This is a genomic window from Streptomyces sp. NPDC057702, assembly GCF_042799315.1.
Taxonomy (GTDB): Bacteria; Actinomycetota; Actinomycetes; order Streptomycetales; family Streptomycetaceae; genus Streptomyces.
The window spans coordinates 63,027-78,168 of record NZ_JBHVJC010000015.1 but is presented as its reverse complement, the minus strand read 5'-3'; the positions used below and the strand labels follow the sequence as shown (position 1 = coordinate 78,168).

Below are 15,142 nucleotides of genomic sequence, written 5' to 3'. Positions count from 1 at the left end.
CCCGGTCGCCCAACCCAGAAGCGTGAGCCCGACCCACACCCGGCTGCCCACCCACACCCGGACCCCCACCCCCACCACGGGGCCCGCCTCGGGCTCGCGACCCACCCGACCACCCCCCGCCACACCCGCGGCCCCCTCGCCCCCGGCGAGCCCGCCCCACCCGGTCGCCCAACCCAGAAGCGTGAGCCCGGCCCACCCGGCGGTCCGACACGCCCAGCCGGTCCCGGCCGGCGACCGCGCTCGCGACGTGCCGCCACCCGGGCCCGGCCCCGCCCACCGGGGCCCGCCACGTACCCGTCCGTTGGCCCCGCGCGGACCGTGTCCGGCCGGGCCCCGTCGTGCCCCCGACCCGTGCGGCGCCTCGCCGCCGCCCCGTGTGGCGTGCCGTTCACGGGGCCGCTGGGAAGGCGGCGCGGGGGCGCTGTCAGCACACCGTCAGATGCCGTCCGGAGCCGGCCGTTCCACCCCTTCGGGGTCCGGACCGGCGCGTTGGGCACCCTCCCCGCGCGACCTCAAATAGCGTCCAGTAGGGTTTGGTCCGCATAAACATCCAAACCCCTGCCCGCAGCGGGCCGGCGACCGACCAGCGAGACGGCCGCAGCCGGCCGCACGGGCGAGACTCTCGGGAAGGCGCTACGTGAGTCCCAACGGCTCCGACCGCTCGTCGCGGCGCCCGATGCGGCGGAAGCTGCCGCAGGCGCTGGCCGCGGGCCTGGTCCTCGCGACCGCTACCGGTTGCACATCCAAGGACTTCCCCCGCCTCGGAATGCCCACCCCCGTCACGGAGGAGGCGCCGCGGATTCTCTCCCTGTGGCAGGGCTCCTGGGCGGCAGCACTCGCCACAGGCGTGCTGGTCTGGGGCCTGATCCTGTGGAGCGTCATCTTCCACCGGCGCAGCAGGACCAAGGTCGAGGTTCCCCCGCAGACGCGGTACAACATGCCCATCGAGGCGCTGTACACCGTCGTGCCGCTCGTCATCGTCTCGGTGCTCTTCTACTTCACCGCGCGCGATGAGAGCGAGCTCCTCAAGACCTCCAAGAAGCCCGACCACGTCATCAACGTCGTGGGCTACCAGTGGAGCTGGGGCTTCAACTACATGGAGAACGTGGACGGTGACCTGTCCACACCCGCGAAAACCCCCAAGGAGGTCGCCGGCATCCCGGACCGGATGCTCAAGGCCGTGCCCAAGGGCGCCGAGGGCGTGTACGACCAGGGCGTCCCGGGCGACCGTGACCCGGACAAGGGCTGGCCGGGCCCGACGCTGTGGCTGCCGAAGGGCGAGACGGTCCAGTTCGTGCTCACCTCGCGTGACGTCATCCACTCGTTCTGGGTGATCCCGTTCCTGATGAAGCAGGACGTCATCCCGGGGCACACGAACCGATTCGAGGTGACTCCGAACAAGGAGGGCACCTTCATGGGTAAGTGCGCCGAGCTCTGCGGCAAGGACCACTCCCGGATGCTCTTCAACGTCAAGGTGGTCTCCCCCGAGGAGTACCGGAAGCACCTGAAGGACCTGGCGAAGAAGGGTCAGACCGGATACCTCCCGGCAACCATCAAGCAGACGGACGCCGCCAAGAACGCGGAGACCAAGAACCAGTGAGCATCCTCAACGAACCTCAGGGTGCCGCCGCCGATACGGCAAAGGCAGCACCACCCGAGTACCGGAAAGCCCCCGGCAGTGCCGTGGTGAAGTGGCTGACCACGACCGATCACAAGACGATCGGCACGATGTACCTGGTCACCTCGTTCGCGTTCTTCTGCATCGGCGGCGTCATGGCGCTCTTCATGCGCGCCGAACTCGCTCGTCCCGGCACGCAGATCATGTCGAACGAGCAGTTCAACCAGGCGTTCACGATGCACGGCACGATCATGCTGCTGATGTTCGCGACGCCGCTGTTCGCCGGCTTCGCCAACTGGATCATGCCGCTGCAGATCGGCGCGCCCGACGTGGCGTTCCCGCGGCTGAACATGTTCGCCTACTGGCTGTACCTGTTCGGCTCGCTCATCGCGGTCGGCGGGTTCCTCACCCCCAACGGCGCGGCCGACTTCGGCTGGTTCGCCTACTCCCCGCTGTCGGACGCGGTCCGCTCGCCGGGTGTCGGCGCCGACATGTGGATCATGGGTCTGGCCTTCTCCGGCTTCGGCACCATCCTCGGCTCGGTCAACTTCATCACCACGATCATCTGCATGCGCGCTCCCGGCATGACGATGTTCCGGATGCCGATCTTCACCTGGAACGTGCTGCTCACCGGTGTGCTGGTGCTGCTCGCCTTCCCCGTGCTCGCCGCCGCGCTGTTCGCGCTGGAGGCGGATCGGAAATTCGGGGCACATATCTTCGACGCGGCCAACGGCGGCGCACTGCTATGGCAACACCTCTTCTGGTTCTTCGGCCATCCAGAGGTGTACATCATCGCCTTGCCGTTCTTCGGCATCATTTCCGAGGTCATTCCGGTCTTCAGTCGCAAGCCGATGTTCGGTTACATCGGTCTGGTGGCCGCGACGATCGCCATCGCCGGTCTTTCGGTAACGGTCTGGGCGCACCACATGTACGTCACAGGCGGCGTGCTCCTACCGTTCTTCTCCTTCATGACCTTCCTTATCGCGGTGCCAACCGGTGTGAAGTTCTTCAACTGGATCGGCACCATGTGGAAGGGCAGTCTGAGTTTCGAGACACCCATGCTGTGGGCGGTCGGCTTCCTGATCACCTTCACCTTCGGTGGCCTGACCGGCGTCATCCTGGCCTCGCCGCCGATGGACTTCCACGTCTCCGACTCGTACTTCGTCGTCGCGCACTTCCACTACGTCATCTTCGGCACCGTGGTGTTCGCGATGTTCTCCGGCTTCCACTTCTGGTGGCCGAAGTTCACCGGCAAGATGCTGGACGAGCGGCTCGGGAAGATCACGTTCTGGACGCTGTTCATCGGCTTCCACGGCACGTTCCTGGTGCAGCACTGGCTGGGCGCCGAGGGCATGCCCCGCCGGTACGCCGACTACCTGGCGGCGGACGGCTTCACCACGCTCAACACCATCTCCACCATCAGCTCGTTCCTGCTGGGCCTGTCCGTCCTGCCGTTCTTCTACAACGTGTGGAAGACCGCGAAGTACGGCAAGAAGGTCGAGGTCGACGACCCGTGGGGCTACGGCCGTTCGCTGGAGTGGGCGACCTCCTGCCCGCCGCCGCGGCACAACTTCCTCACGCTGCCGCGTATTCGCTCCGAATCCCCGGCGTTCGACCTGCACCACCCGGAGATCGCCGCGCTCGACCAGCTGGAGAACGTCGAGCACACCGAAGAGAAGGCCCTCGCGGGTGGCAAGGAGGCCGGCAAGTGAAGATCCAAGGCCGGATGTTCATCTGGCTCGCCGTCTTCATCCTCGCCATGGCGATCGTCTATGGCGTCTGGTCGAAGGAGCCGGTCGGCACGACCGCGCTGTTCCTGTCCTTCGGTCTGAGCATCATGATCGGCTACTACCTGGCGTTCACCGCGCGCCGGATGGACACCGGTGCGCAGGACAACAAGGACGCCGATGTCGCTGACGACGCCGGTGAGCTGGGCTTCTTCAGCCCGCACAGCTGGCAGCCGCTGTTCCTGGCGGTCGGTGGCGCGTTCGCCTTCCTGGGCGTCGTGTTCGGCTGGTGGCTGATGTACTTCTCGGCCCCGATCATCCTGATCAGCATCTTCGGCTGGGTCTTCGAGTACTACCGCGGCGAGAACCGCACCCAGTAGGGAGCACCCGCGCCGCCCGAGGCCCGGACACCCCATCGGGGGAGTCCGGGCCTCACGCGTGTCCCACCCGGGGCACGCCCCTCGTTTGCGCCGCTGCGCGCGCCGAATCCCGCCGCCGTTCTTAGCGTGTGGACATGAGCCACACCTCTCGCACCCGAATACCCATCCGCTGCGCCCTCCTGGTGACGCCGCTGGCGATAGGCGCCGTGGCGTGCGGCGGCTCCTCCCCCGACCCACTGGCGGACAAGCCCTACGACGCCGCCGAACAGGTGGCCTTCAGCGGCGACCCGGACGGCCGCGCGGCCGACCCCGACCGGCCCCTGGAAGTCACCGCCAAGGGCGGCGGCAGCCGGATCACCGACGTCACCGCCACCGACGCCACCGGCCGCTACCTGCGCGGCGAACTCACCGCCGACGGCAAGCGGTGGCGCTCCACCGCCCCGCTGGCCGCAGGGGCCCACTACACGCTCCGGGTGAGCACCGAGAACGCCGACGGCCGGCCCGGCCGCAAGACCATCGGCTACGACACCGCGCCAGCCGACAAACTGCTCCGCGTACGCTTCGGCCCCGACGGCGGCACCTACGGCGTCGGCCAGCCGATCACCGCCGAACTCAGCGCCCCGGTCAGGGCCCGCGCCGACCGGGCCACCGTCGAACGCGCGCTGCGCGTCAGCTCCCGGCCCACCGTCGAGGGCGGCTGGCACTGGATCGACGACCGCACCCTGCACTACCGCCCGCGCGCCTACTGGCCCGCCCGGTCCACCGTCACCGTGCGCAGCCTCCTGGACGGCATCAAGGTCGCGGGCGGGCTGTACGGCGGCCCCGCCAAGCCCCTCACGCTGCGTACCGGCGCTCGGATCGAGGCCGTCACGGACGCCTCGGCGCACCAGATGACCGTGCGTCGCGACGGCAGGGTGCTGCGCACCATCCCCGTGACCACCGGCAAGCCCGGCTTCGACACGCGCAACGGAGTCAAGGTCGTGCTCGCCAAGGAGTCCTTCGTCCGCATGCGCGGCACCAGCATCGGCATCGCGGAGGGCAGTTCGGACTCGTACGACCTGCCGGTGCACTGGGCCACCCGGGTCACCTGGAGCGGCGAGTACCTGCACGCCGCGCCCTGGTCGGCCGGCTCGCACGGAGCCGCCAACGTCAGTCACGGCTGCACCGGCATGAGCACCGCCAACGCGCGCTGGTTCTTCGACACGGTGCGCCCCGGCGACCTGGTCACCGTCACCGGCAGCGGCGGCACCACCATGACACCGTTCGACAACGGCTTCGGCGACTGGAACCTGTCCTGGGACAAGTGGCGTCAGGGCAGCGCCCTGACCGCGGGCCTGCGCCAGGACGGCGGCCCGGCCGACGCGGCCCGGCTGCGCCCGGCGATCTGAGGCCACCGCGCCGGGCACGTACCCGCCCGAGCACGCCGAAGGGGGCCCGGCGACACCGCGTGCCGGACCCCCTCACTCCGCTGGGCGTACGCCGCCCGTCAGGCGCTGACGGCCCGCTTCGCGCGCAGCAGCCCGGCCAGCGCGTCGGCCAGGGCCACCGGGTCCACCGGCAGCGTCACGGCGGCCTCGGCACGGCTCCAGGTGGCCAGCCAGGCGTCCTGTGGGCGGCCCATCAGCAGCAGCACCGGCGGGCAGGCGTAGATCTCGTCCTTGATCTGCCGGCACACGCCCAGGCCGCCCGCAGGCGCCGTCTCGCCGTCCAGCACGCACGCGTCGATCCCGCCGACCTCCAGCGCCTCCAGCACGGCCGGCAGGGTGGCGCACTCCAGGTACGTGACCTCGGGGACGTCGGCCGCCGGCCGTCGCCCGGCCGCCAGTCGCACCTGCTCGCGGGTGCCCGCGTCATCGCTGTAGACCAGCACCGTGGCAGTGGGCCGCATCTTTCCTCCAGGCAGGTGGACGGCACGAAACGGAGTGGGTCCGTGGGGCGGATGCTACTGCGCCGGGGCCCCTCGCGAGGAGAGGTCGTACGCATCCACGCCGTACGGCTCCCCGGGCCGAACCGGCCCGACCCGGCCCCGCACGCCCCGACCAGGGGCCGCCGGAGGCCGACGGGGCGTCAGGAGGGCGGGCGAGCGGAACCCGTTGCGGAGCCGGGCATACCGTTTCGCTCCTTCGGGGGACCGCTGGAATAGGCCGTACGAGCCGCTTGAACAGCCTTGACACTCCGAACGGGACCCCCCGAGGTGAGGGCGGGATAAGCGACCGACATAATGTCGGTCGTGGCGACAGCAACAGCAACAGATACCGGGCACGCGCACCCGTCGGTCAACCGGCCGAACCTCACCAGCGTCGGAACCATCATCTGGCTGAGTTCCGAGCTGATGTTCTTCGCGGCCCTCTTCGCGATGTACTTCACCCTCCGATCGGTGACCGGAGCAGAGCACTGGAAGGAAATGGCCGATGCGCTGAACTTCCCGTTCTCCGCGACGAACACCACGATCCTGGTGCTCTCCTCCCTCACGTGCCAGCTCGGCGTCTTCGCCGCCGAGCGCGGTGACGTGAAGAAGCTGCGCATGTGGTTCGTGGTCACCTTCGTGATGGGTGCGATCTTCGTTGGCGGTCAGGTCTTCGAGTACACCGAACTGGTCAAGCACGAGGGTCTCTCGCTCTCGTCCGACCCGTACGGCTCGGTGTTCTACCTGACCACCGGCTTCCACGGGCTGCATGTGACGGGCGGACTCATCGCGTTCTTGCTGGTCCTGGGCAGGACGTACGCGGCCAAGAGGTTCACCCACGAGCAGGCGACGGCGGCCATCGTCGTGTCGTATTACTGGCACTTCGTCGACGTTGTCTGGATCGGCCTCTTCGCCACGATCTACATGATCAAGTAACCGGTCCCGCACCGGACCCGCGTTTCACCAGAGACGCAGCCAGAAGCATCGACGCAGAAGATCCTGACACCGGGGTAATCCGTGAAAAAGCTCTCCGCACGACGGCGCCATCCGCTGGCGGCGCTCGTCGTCCTACTCTTCGCGCTGGCGGCCACGGGGGGGCTTTACGCCGCGTTCGCGCCGGCGGACAAGGCCAAGGCCGACGAGGCCCAGACCTCCCTCGCCATCGACGAGGGCAAGAAGCTCTACGCCGTTGGCTGCGCCAGTTGCCACGGCACTGGCGGCCAAGGCACATCTGACGGTCCGAGCCTGGTCGGCGTCGGCGCCGCCGCCGTGGACTTCCAGGTGAGCACCGGCCGCATGCCGGCTCAGCAGAACGGTGCCCAGGCCCCGAAGAAGCCCAAGGTCTACACGGCCGGCGAGACCGAGCAGCTCGCGGCGTACGTCGCCTCGCTCGGCGCCGGTCCAGAAACGCCGACCAAGGGTCAGTACAGCCTCGACGGTACGGAGGACGCCGCCAACGGTGGGCAGCTCTTCCGTTCGAACTGTGCCCAGTGCCACAATTTCTCGGGCAAGGGCGGGGCGCTGAGCAACGGCAAGTACGCGCCCCCTCTTGACGGTGTGAGCCCGAAGCACATCTACGAGGCCATGCAGACCGGCCCGCAGAACATGCCGTCTTTCCCCGACTCGGTCATGCCGGAGAAGGAAAAGAGGGACATCATCGCCTACCTCAACAAGGTCAACAGCGACGACACCGAGAGCCCCGGTGGTTTCCAACTGGGTGGACTCGGCCCGGTGGCTGAGGGCTTGTTCGCCTGGGTGTTCGGCCTGGGCGCTCTGGTCGCCATCACCATTTGGGTCGCAGCCCGGACCACGAAGGCCAAGAAGTCATGAGCAGCCAAGACAACTCAGAAGAGAACCTGCCACAGCAGCAGGACGACGCCGACGGCGGCGCGCTGGCGACACGGGAGGACCCGTTCGCCAACCCGGGGCTGCCACCCCACGAACACCGTGTGCAGGACATCGACGAGCGGGCCGCCAAGCGCTCCGAGCGCGTGGTCGCCGGCCTCTTCACGCTGTCGATGCTGTCCACGATCGGCTTCATCGCCTCGTACGTCTCGTTCCCGGTCGACAAGATCGTCTACGTCTTCCCGATCGGGCACGTCAGCGCGCTGAACCTCTCGCTGGGTCTGACGCTCGGACTGGCGCTGTTCTGCATCGGCGCCGGTGCCATCCACTGGGCCCGCACGCTGATGACCGATGTCGAGGTGCCCGAGGAGCGGCACGACATCGAGGCCTCGCCCGAGGTGCGCGAGGAGGTGCTCGCCGGGTTCAAGGACGGCGCCCGCGAGTCCGACCTCGGCCGCCGCAAGCTGGTCCGCAACACGCTGATCGGCGCGGTGGCCATGGTCCCGCTGACCGGTCTGGTGCTGCTGCGTGACCTGGGCCCCATGCCGGGCACGATGCTCCGGCACACCAAGTGGGCCAAGGGCAAGATGCTCATCAACGAGAACACGCACGAGCCGCTGCGCCCCGAGGACATCGCGGTCGGTTCGTTGACGTTCGCGATGCCCGAGGGTCTCAGCGAAGAGGACCACGACTTCAACAACCAGATCGCCAAGGCGGCGCTCATGATCGTCCGGCTCCAGCCGGAGAACATCAAGGACAAGCGCGAGCTGGACTGGTCGCACGAGGGCATCGTCGCGTTCTCGAAGATCTGCACGCACGTCGGCTGCCCGATCAGCCTCTACGAGCAGCAGACTCACCACGTGCTGTGCCCGTGCCACCAGTCGACCTTCGACCTGACCGACGGCGGCCGAGTCATCTTCGGCCCGGCGGGCCACGCCCTGCCGCAGCTTCGGATCACGGTCAACGACAAGGGCTACCTTGAGGCGATGGGCGACTTCGCGGAGCCCGTCGGTCCTGCCTACTGGGAGCGCGGATGAGTACTGCAACCGACACTCGGCGCAAGAAGGCTCCAGCGGGCGAGCGCGTCGCCGACTGGGCCGACAGCCGGCTGGGCATCTACGGCCTGGCCAAGGCCAACATGCGCAAGATCTTCCCCGACCACTGGTCGTTCATGTTGGGTGAGGTCTGCCTCTACAGCTTCATCATCATCATCCTCACGGGTGTGTACCTGACGATGTTCTTCAACCCCAGCATGGGCGAGATCGTCTACGACGGTCCCTACGTCCCGATGCAGGGGATCCGGATGTCGGAGGCGTACGCCTCGACGCTGGACATCAGCTTCGAGGTCCGTGGCGGTCTGCTGATCCGGCAGATCCACCACTGGGCCGCGCTGATCTTCGTCGGCAGCATGTTCGTGCACATGATGCGCGTGTTCTTCACCGGTGCGTACCGCAAGCCGCGTGAGATGAACTGGGTCTTCGGCTTCCTGCTGCTGGTGCTCGGCCTCTTCACCGGCCTCACCGGCTACTCGCTGCCGGACGACCTGCTCTCCGGCACCGGTGTCCGCTTCACCCAGGGCGCCATCCTGTCGGTGCCGCTGATCGGTACCTACCTGTCGATGTTCCTCTTCGGAGGCGAGTTCCCCGGACACGACTTCGTCGGCCGGTTCTACTCGATCCACATCCTGCTGCTGCCGGGCATCATGCTCGGCCTGGTCGTGGCGCACCTGATCATGGTGTTCCTGCACAAGCACACCCACTGGGCCGGGCCCGGCAAGACCAACACCAACGTGGTGGGCACCCCGTTCCTGCCGGTGTACATGGGCAAGGCCGGCGGCTTCTTCTTCCTGGTCTTCGGTGTCATCGCGGCCATCGCGGCGGTAGCCACCATCAACCCGGTGTGGGCCATCGGTCCCTACCGACCAGACCAGGTGTCCACCGGCGCACAGCCGGACTGGTATCTCGGCTTCGCCGAGGGCCTGATCCGGGTGATGCCTGGCTGGGAGATCAACGCATGGGGTCACACCCTGGTGCTGGGTGTGTTCATCCCGCTGGTGATCTTCCCGCTGGTGCTGCTCGCCATCGCCGTGTACCCGTTCATCGAGTCCTGGGCCACCGGCGACAAGCGCAACCACCACCTGCTGGACCGGCCGCGCAACACGCCGACCCGGACCGGTTTCGGCGTCGCCTGGATCACCACGTACCTGACGATGCTGATCGCCGGTGGAAACGACCTGTGGGCCACCCACTTCCACCTGTCGATCAACTCGATCACCTGGTTCTCGCGCATCGCGTTCTTCGTCCTGCCGGTGCTGTCGTTCATCGTCACCAAGCGGATCTGCCTGGGTCTGCAGCGACGCGACAAGGACAAGGTGCTGCACGGCCGCGAGTCGGGCATCATCAAGCGCCTGCCGCACGGCGAGTTCGTCGAGGTCCACGAGCCGCTGTCGCAGGACCAGCTCCACACCCTCACGGCGCACGACCAGTACGAGCCGCTGGAGCTTGAGGCCGGAGTCGACGAGAACGGCGTGGAGCGCAAGGCCACCCGTTCCGAGAAGCTGCGCGTCAAGCTCTCCAAGGGCCTGTACGGCGAGGACAACCAGATCGCCAAGCCGACCGTCGAGGAGTACAAGGAGATCACGAGCGGCCACGGCCACCACTGATCCCACCTGATCACCCGCTGATCGCCACAGCGAAGAGTCCCGTCCAATGTCTGGACGGGGCTCTTCGTGGTTCCCGGCCCTCGATAGGCTGGCATCACACCCAAAACCACCACCAGGAGCGTGGACCATGAACGTTGTGACCCCGGTAGGCGGCGACAGCGCGACGGCCCACACCTGGCCGGGTATCCTGCGCACCCTCCTCGCCGGCCAGGACCTGAGTGCCGACGCCTCCGCCTGGGCGATGGACCGCATCATGCGCGGGCAGGCCAGCGACACCCAGATCGCGGGCTTCGCGGTCGCCCTGCGGGCCAAGGGCGAGACGGTCGACGAGGTCGCCGGCATGGTCCGCACGATGTACGAGCACGCCAACCTCATCGAGGTGCCCGGGCCCACCGTGGACATCGTGGGCACCGGTGGCGACGGGGCCAAGACGGTCAACATCTCCACCATGTCCTCGATCGTCGTCGCCGGCACCGGCGCTCGGGTCGTCAAGCACGGCAACCGGGCGGCCTCCTCGGCCAGCGGGGCGTCCGACGTACTGGAGAAGCTCGGCGTCAACCTGGACCTGACGCCGGCACGGGTGGCCGAGGTCGCCGAGGAGGCGGGCATCACCTTCTGTTTCGCCGTCAAGTTCCACCCCTCGCTGCGGCACGTGGCGGCGGCCCGCCGCGAGCTGGGCATCCCCACCACGTTCAACTTCCTGGGGCCGCTGACCAACCCCGCCAAGGTCACGGCCCAGGCCACCGGCGTGGCCGACGCCCGGATGGCGCCGATCCTGGCCGGCGTGCTGGCCGGCCGCGGGTCCAGCGCGCTGGTCTTCCGTGGCGACGACGGCCTGGACGAACTGACCACCACCGCCACCTCACGCGTGTGGGAGGTGCGCGACGGGGCCGTGCGCGAGCAGACCTTCGACCCCCGCGACGTCGGCCTGGAGATGGTGCCCGTGGAGGCCCTGCGCGGCGCCGACGCCTCGTACAACGCCGACGTCGCCCGGCGACTCCTGGCGGGGGAGACCGGACCCGTCCGGGAGGCGGTGCTGCTCAACTCGGCGGCGGCGCTGGTGGCCCTGGACGGGCTGCGCGCGGAGTCGGCCGCGGAGTCGGCCGGCCGCTTCGAGGTGGGTGCCCCGGCGGCCGAGTTGCCGCCGCTTCCCGACCGGATCGCGGCGGCGTTGGGCCGCGCCGCCGAGTCCATCGACTCGGGCGCGGCCCAGCGCACCCTGGACCGCTGGGTGGCCGCCAGCCAGGCGTAACCGCGACAGGATCAGGTCAGGGCGCGTCCCCGCGCGGGGGCGCGCCCTGGCGTTCTTCTGCCCGCCGTACGCGCCGTTCCGCGCTGGTCACGGGGGTGTGCCACGAGGGCTCGGGGTGGGCGCGGAGTGGCTGGTTCGATGCCCTGTTCGGGCCGGGTGGGGGAGGGCGGCGTTTGCGGTGGGGCCAGGGTGTGGCATGATGCTTCGCAGGTCACGAGTGACAGCGATTCAGGCCCCGGCCCGCTGTCCGGCAACCCTCCGTCCGTGGCGGGGTGCCCCGGGTGATGACCAGGCCGTAGGCAGCGAGGTCTACGGCAAGCGCGGACCCCTCCGCACTCGTTTCGAGTGAGACATCCAGGGGTCCTGGTGGTCGAGGGAGAAGCTCCGTGAGTCAGCGAATGCGCTAGGGCCCAGCGGCCCCTGTTCCTCCTCCGGTTCTCTCCGGATGTTCCGGCCCATCCTCCGTGCCCTTCGCCGGGCGCTTCCCGGGCCGTTTTCCGCACCTGTCGACGGGTCACCCGTCAGCCGTGCGTTTCCCAAGCCCTGATGCTTCCCTTCGTGTGAAGCCCTGCCCTGCCGGGAGATCTCGCCATGTCCACGCGCCCCTTCGCCGCCGCCCCCACCGCCTTCGCCCCCGCCACCACGGACGCCCCCGGCGCCACCGCCGAGGTCACCGCCGCCGGCGCGGCGCCGGCCGAGCCCGCCTGTGACGCCGTGGCGGAGGCGGCGCCGCTGCCCGTGCTGGGCGACGAGGTGCGGGTTCCGCTGGTCACCGGGGGCGAGGTCACCTACGCCGCGCTCGACTACGCCGCCAGCGCCCCCGCGCTGCGCCGGGTGTGGGACGACGTCGCCGCGTACGCCCCGTACTACGGCAGCGTGCACCGTGGGGCGGGCTACCTCTCGCAGCTGTCGACCGACCTCTTCGAGACCAGCCGCGCGGACGTGGCCGCCTTCCTCGGCTGCCGCGAGGACGACCAGGTCGTCTTCACCCGCTCGACCACCGATTCGCTGAACCTCCTGGCCGCCGTGCTCCCCGCCGGCACGCGGGTGTTCGTCTTCGAGACCGAGCACCACGCCGCGCTGCTGCCCTGGGAGCGGCAGGAGGGCGTGAGCGTGACCTACCTCAGCGCGCCCCGCTCGCCCGCCCAGGCCGTGCGGACCCTGACGGACGCGCTGGCCGAACGGGCCGCGTCCGAGGGGCCCGCGCTGGTCTGCGTGACCGGCGCCTCGAACGTCACCGGCGAGCTGTGGCCGGTACGCGAACTGGCGGCGGCGGCACACGCGCACGGCGCCCGGATCGTGCTGGACGCGGCCCAGCTCGCGCCCCACCACCCGGTCAGCGTCGCCGAGTTGGACGTGGACTGGATCGCCTTCTCCGGCCACAAGCTGTACGCGCCCTTCGGCTCCGGCGTGCTCGCCGGCCGCGCGGACTGGCTGACCGAGGCCGAGCCCTACCTCGCCGGCGGCGGCGCCAGCCGCACCGTGACCCGCGCCGAGGACGGCGGCGTCGACGTGGCCTGGCACACCACCGCGGCCCGGCACGAGGCGGGCTCCCCGAACGTGATCGGCGTGTACGCCATCGCCTCCGCCTGCCGGGCGCTGACCGAGGCCGGCTTCGACACGCTGGTGGCCCGCGAGCAGCGGCTGATCACCGCCGTACGAGAGGGGCTCGCGGACGTTCCGCAGGTGCGCTTCCTGTCGCTGTTCGGCGACGACGCGCCCCGGGTCGGCGTGCTCTCCTTCGTGGTGGACGGCTGGAACAGCTCGCACTTCGCCGCCGCGCTCTCCGCGGAGTACGGCATCGGCGTACGCGACGGCCTCTTCTGCGCCCACCCGCTGGTGCGCACCCTGCTGGACAGCGAGCCGACGGAGCCGGGGGAGTGCGGCGCGCCGGACCAGGCCACGGGCGGCTCGGGCGCGCTGAACGCGATCCGGGTCAGCTTCGGCGCCGGCACGCCCGACGAGCACGTCGAGCGGTTCGTGCGCGCGGTACGCGAGCTGGTGAGCCAGGGCGCCCGTTGGAGCTACCGCACCGAGGGTGGCCGCTGCGTGCCGGACCGCGGGGCGGGCGCGCGCTGACCCGTCGGCTTCCACCTGCCCGGCGCGCGAGGTCGCCGCACTCGGCCGGGGCGGCTCAACTGGCGTGGGGCGCCGATCCGTCGCGCTCGGCCAGCCCGTAAGCCGCCCCCGCGCCGCTCGTGGCGGAGCCCGGGTCTCAGCCCGACGCGAGGGCCGGCCCCGGCAGCGGGGCGGGCCGAGCCGGGGGCGGCGGACAGGCCGGGGTGCCGGCCAGCCGGGTGCCGATGAGGATCATCCGCAGGGCCGCCTCCGCCGCGTCCGCGAGGAACTCGCCGCCCCGGCCCAGGGCTTCGGCGAGCGCCACCGGCCTGGGCAGGATGCCGTGGTAGGCGTCCACCCCGGCCCCGCGCACCTCCCGGGCGCCCTCGCCGATGGTGCCCGCGAGGGCGAGCACGGGCCGGCCGTGCGCCGTGGCCCGGCGCGCGACCTCGGCCGGGATCTTGCCCCGCGTGGTCTGCCGGTCGAGCGCGCCCTCGGCGGTGACGACGAGATCGGCGCGGGCCAACCGGGCGTCGAGGTCCAGGCCGTCCAGGAGGACGTCGAAGCGGGGGAGCAACTGCCCGCCGAGCGCCGCCAGTCCCGCGCCCAGGCCGCCGGAGGCACCGGTTCCGGGCCCGTGGCGCAGATCGAGTCCGGCCGGGGCGGGGTCGACGGATACGAGGCTCAGCCGTGGCGGAGCGAGCGCGGGGTGACCCGGAGCGTGCCCCGTCGGGTGGCCGGTGGTCTCGCGGCCGGCCCGGGGCCGGCCGCGGGCACGCCGGGCGAGGCGGGGCTCGTGGACGTCGCGCGTCAGCACCAGGGCCCAGCGGTCCAGCGCCGCCGACAGCTCCTCGACCTGTTCCGGGGTGGCGCCCTTCTGCGGGCCGAAGACCCGGGCCACACCGTGCGGACCGGCCAGCACGTTGAACGGGTTGCAGGCCACCTGGAGTTCGACGTCGGCGAGCCGGGGATCGAGGCCGCTCGCGTCGATCCGGGCCAGCCGGGTCAGGGCCCGGCCACCGGGCGGGAGCTCGCGACCGTCCGCGTCCAGCAGTCGGGCGCCCAGCGCCTGGAGCGCGCCCGCGCCGCCGTCGGAGGTGCCCGAGTCGCCACAGCCGACCAGGACGCGACGGGCCCCGTGGTCCAGCGCGGCCCGGACGAGTTCGCCGACGCCGCGCGTGGTGGTGGCGCCCGGGTCGCGCCGGCCGGGTGGCACCAGGGCCAGCCCGGCGACGGCGGCCATCTCGACCACGGCGGTACGCGCCCCGTGACCCGCGCGGGCGCCGGGGCCGAGCAGCGCGAAGTGGGTGGGCACCGGGTCGCCGACCGGCCCGGTGGCGATGCGGTGGTGCAGGGCGCCACCGCTGGCGGCGGCCAGCGCCTCGGCGGTCCCCTCACCCCCGTCCACCAGCGGTATCAGGTCGGTCTCGGCATCCGGTACGACGCGCTGCAGCCCCTCGGCGATGGCCTCGGCGGCCTCGCGCGCGGACAGCGACTCCTTGAAGCCGCTGGGGGCCACGGCACAGCGCAGCGGGCGGGAGGTGTGGGCGTTCATGGTGCTCCGTGAGTGCGGGTGCGGGTGGGTGAGGTGGGACGAGGGATGTCGGCGGCGCGGCGGCCGGGGCGTGGGGTGACGGGAGTGGCGGGGCGCGGCGCGGTCCCGGTGTGACGCCGGAGGGCGAGGGCCGGCCTGG

General features: G+C 70.5%; 12 protein-coding genes and 1 riboswitch. Of the genes, 10 read left to right on the top strand and 2 right to left on the bottom strand.

Annotation, left to right across the window (positions count from 1 at the left end):
• Window positions 1-637: 637 nt before the first annotated feature.
• From coxB to ACFVFR_RS13785, 4 genes are all read left to right on the top strand, one after another.
• Window positions 638-1,600 carry a cytochrome c oxidase subunit II gene (coxB, locus tag ACFVFR_RS13800; protein WP_383700844.1) on the top strand — a complete coding sequence of 321 codons (963 nt, stop codon included), beginning with the start codon at window positions 638-640 and terminating at the stop codon, window positions 1,598-1,600.
• Window positions 1,597-3,330, top strand: coding sequence for a cytochrome c oxidase subunit I (ctaD, locus tag ACFVFR_RS13795; protein WP_383700842.1), 1,734 nt, complete (start codon window positions 1,597-1,599; stop codon window positions 3,328-3,330). Before coxB ends, ctaD begins: the two co-directional genes overlap by 4 nt.
• Window positions 3,327-3,725, top strand: a complete 399-nt coding sequence (locus tag ACFVFR_RS13790; RefSeq protein WP_383700841.1) for a cytochrome c oxidase subunit 4 — start codon at window positions 3,327-3,329, stop codon at window positions 3,723-3,725. The genes ctaD and ACFVFR_RS13790 overlap by 4 nt, the downstream gene beginning before the upstream one ends.
• A gap of 134 nt (window positions 3,726-3,859) precedes the next feature.
• Complete coding sequence (locus tag ACFVFR_RS13785; RefSeq protein WP_383700839.1) at window positions 3,860-5,113, top strand: Ig-like domain-containing protein; 1,254 nt, start codon at window positions 3,860-3,862, stop codon at window positions 5,111-5,113.
• A 98-nt stretch (window positions 5,114-5,211) separates the two neighbouring features.
• Here the strand turns inward: ACFVFR_RS13785 and ACFVFR_RS13780 are convergent, their stop codons facing one another.
• On the bottom strand, window positions 5,212-5,613 hold the full coding sequence (locus ACFVFR_RS13780; RefSeq protein WP_383700837.1) for a hypothetical protein: 402 nt from the start codon (window positions 5,611-5,613) through the stop codon (window positions 5,212-5,214).
• 333 nt (window positions 5,614-5,946) lie between these two features.
• On the opposite strand from ACFVFR_RS13780, the gene ACFVFR_RS13775 reads away from it, so the two are divergent.
• The 6 genes from ACFVFR_RS13775 to ACFVFR_RS13750 all read left to right on the top strand — a co-directional run bounded on the left by ACFVFR_RS13775 (window position 5,947) and on the right by ACFVFR_RS13750 (window position 13,469).
• Window positions 5,947-6,567, top strand: coding sequence for a heme-copper oxidase subunit III (locus ACFVFR_RS13775; protein WP_383700835.1), 621 nt, complete (start codon window positions 5,947-5,949; stop codon window positions 6,565-6,567).
• A gap of 81 nt (window positions 6,568-6,648) precedes the next feature.
• A complete protein-coding gene (locus ACFVFR_RS13770; RefSeq protein ID WP_383700833.1) occupies window positions 6,649-7,461 on the top strand; it encodes a c-type cytochrome in 813 nt (270 codons plus the stop codon).
• A complete protein-coding gene (locus ACFVFR_RS13765) occupies window positions 7,458-8,513 on the top strand; it encodes a Rieske 2Fe-2S domain-containing protein (protein WP_383700831.1) in 1,056 nt (351 codons plus the stop codon). The genes ACFVFR_RS13770 and ACFVFR_RS13765 overlap by 4 nt, the downstream gene beginning before the upstream one ends.
• The gene (locus ACFVFR_RS13760) at window positions 8,510-10,138 is read left to right on the top strand and encodes a cytochrome bc complex cytochrome b subunit (protein WP_383700829.1); all 1,629 of its coding nucleotides are present in this window, start codon (window positions 8,510-8,512) and stop codon (window positions 10,136-10,138) included. Before ACFVFR_RS13765 ends, ACFVFR_RS13760 begins: the two co-directional genes overlap by 4 nt.
• A 127-nt stretch (window positions 10,139-10,265) precedes the next feature.
• The gene (gene trpD / locus ACFVFR_RS13755) at window positions 10,266-11,390 is read left to right on the top strand and encodes an anthranilate phosphoribosyltransferase (RefSeq protein WP_383700827.1); all 1,125 of its coding nucleotides are present in this window, start codon (window positions 10,266-10,268) and stop codon (window positions 11,388-11,390) included.
• 209 nt (window positions 11,391-11,599) lie between these two features.
• Window positions 11,600-11,717, top strand: a riboswitch (SAM riboswitch).
• A 264-nt stretch (window positions 11,718-11,981) separates the two neighbouring features.
• A complete protein-coding gene (locus tag ACFVFR_RS13750) occupies window positions 11,982-13,469 on the top strand; it encodes an aminotransferase class V-fold PLP-dependent enzyme (RefSeq protein ID WP_383700825.1) in 1,488 nt (495 codons plus the stop codon).
• A gap of 136 nt (window positions 13,470-13,605) precedes the next feature.
• Here ACFVFR_RS13750 and ACFVFR_RS13745 read toward each other — a convergent pair whose 3' ends face one another.
• Window positions 13,606-15,003 (bottom strand): glycerate kinase, encoded by a 1,398-nt coding sequence (locus ACFVFR_RS13745; protein ID WP_383700823.1) that lies wholly within the window; start codon window positions 15,001-15,003, stop codon window positions 13,606-13,608.
• Window positions 15,004-15,142 lie beyond the last annotated feature (139 nt).

Bases quoted from the DNA above. Each gene is read 5' to 3' on its own strand.
- trpD (WP_383700827.1), top strand. From the start codon at position 10,266: ATGAACGTTGTGACCCCGGTAGGCGGCGACAGCGCGACGGCCCACACC.
- ACFVFR_RS13760 (WP_383700829.1), top strand. From the start codon at position 8,510: ATGAGTACTGCAACCGACACTCGGCGCAAGAAGGCTCCAGCGGGCGAG.
- ACFVFR_RS13745 (WP_383700823.1), bottom strand. From the start codon at position 15,003: ATGAACGCCCACACCTCCCGCCCGCTGCGCTGTGCCGTGGCCCCCAGC.
- ACFVFR_RS13775 (WP_383700835.1), top strand. From the start codon at position 5,947: ATGTCGGTCGTGGCGACAGCAACAGCAACAGATACCGGGCACGCGCAC.
- ACFVFR_RS13750 (WP_383700825.1), top strand. From the start codon at position 11,982: ATGTCCACGCGCCCCTTCGCCGCCGCCCCCACCGCCTTCGCCCCCGCC.
- ACFVFR_RS13785 (WP_383700839.1), top strand. From the start codon at position 3,860: ATGAGCCACACCTCTCGCACCCGAATACCCATCCGCTGCGCCCTCCTG.
- ACFVFR_RS13765 (WP_383700831.1), top strand. From the start codon at position 7,458: ATGAGCAGCCAAGACAACTCAGAAGAGAACCTGCCACAGCAGCAGGAC.
- ACFVFR_RS13780 (WP_383700837.1), bottom strand. From the start codon at position 5,613: ATGCGGCCCACTGCCACGGTGCTGGTCTACAGCGATGACGCGGGCACC.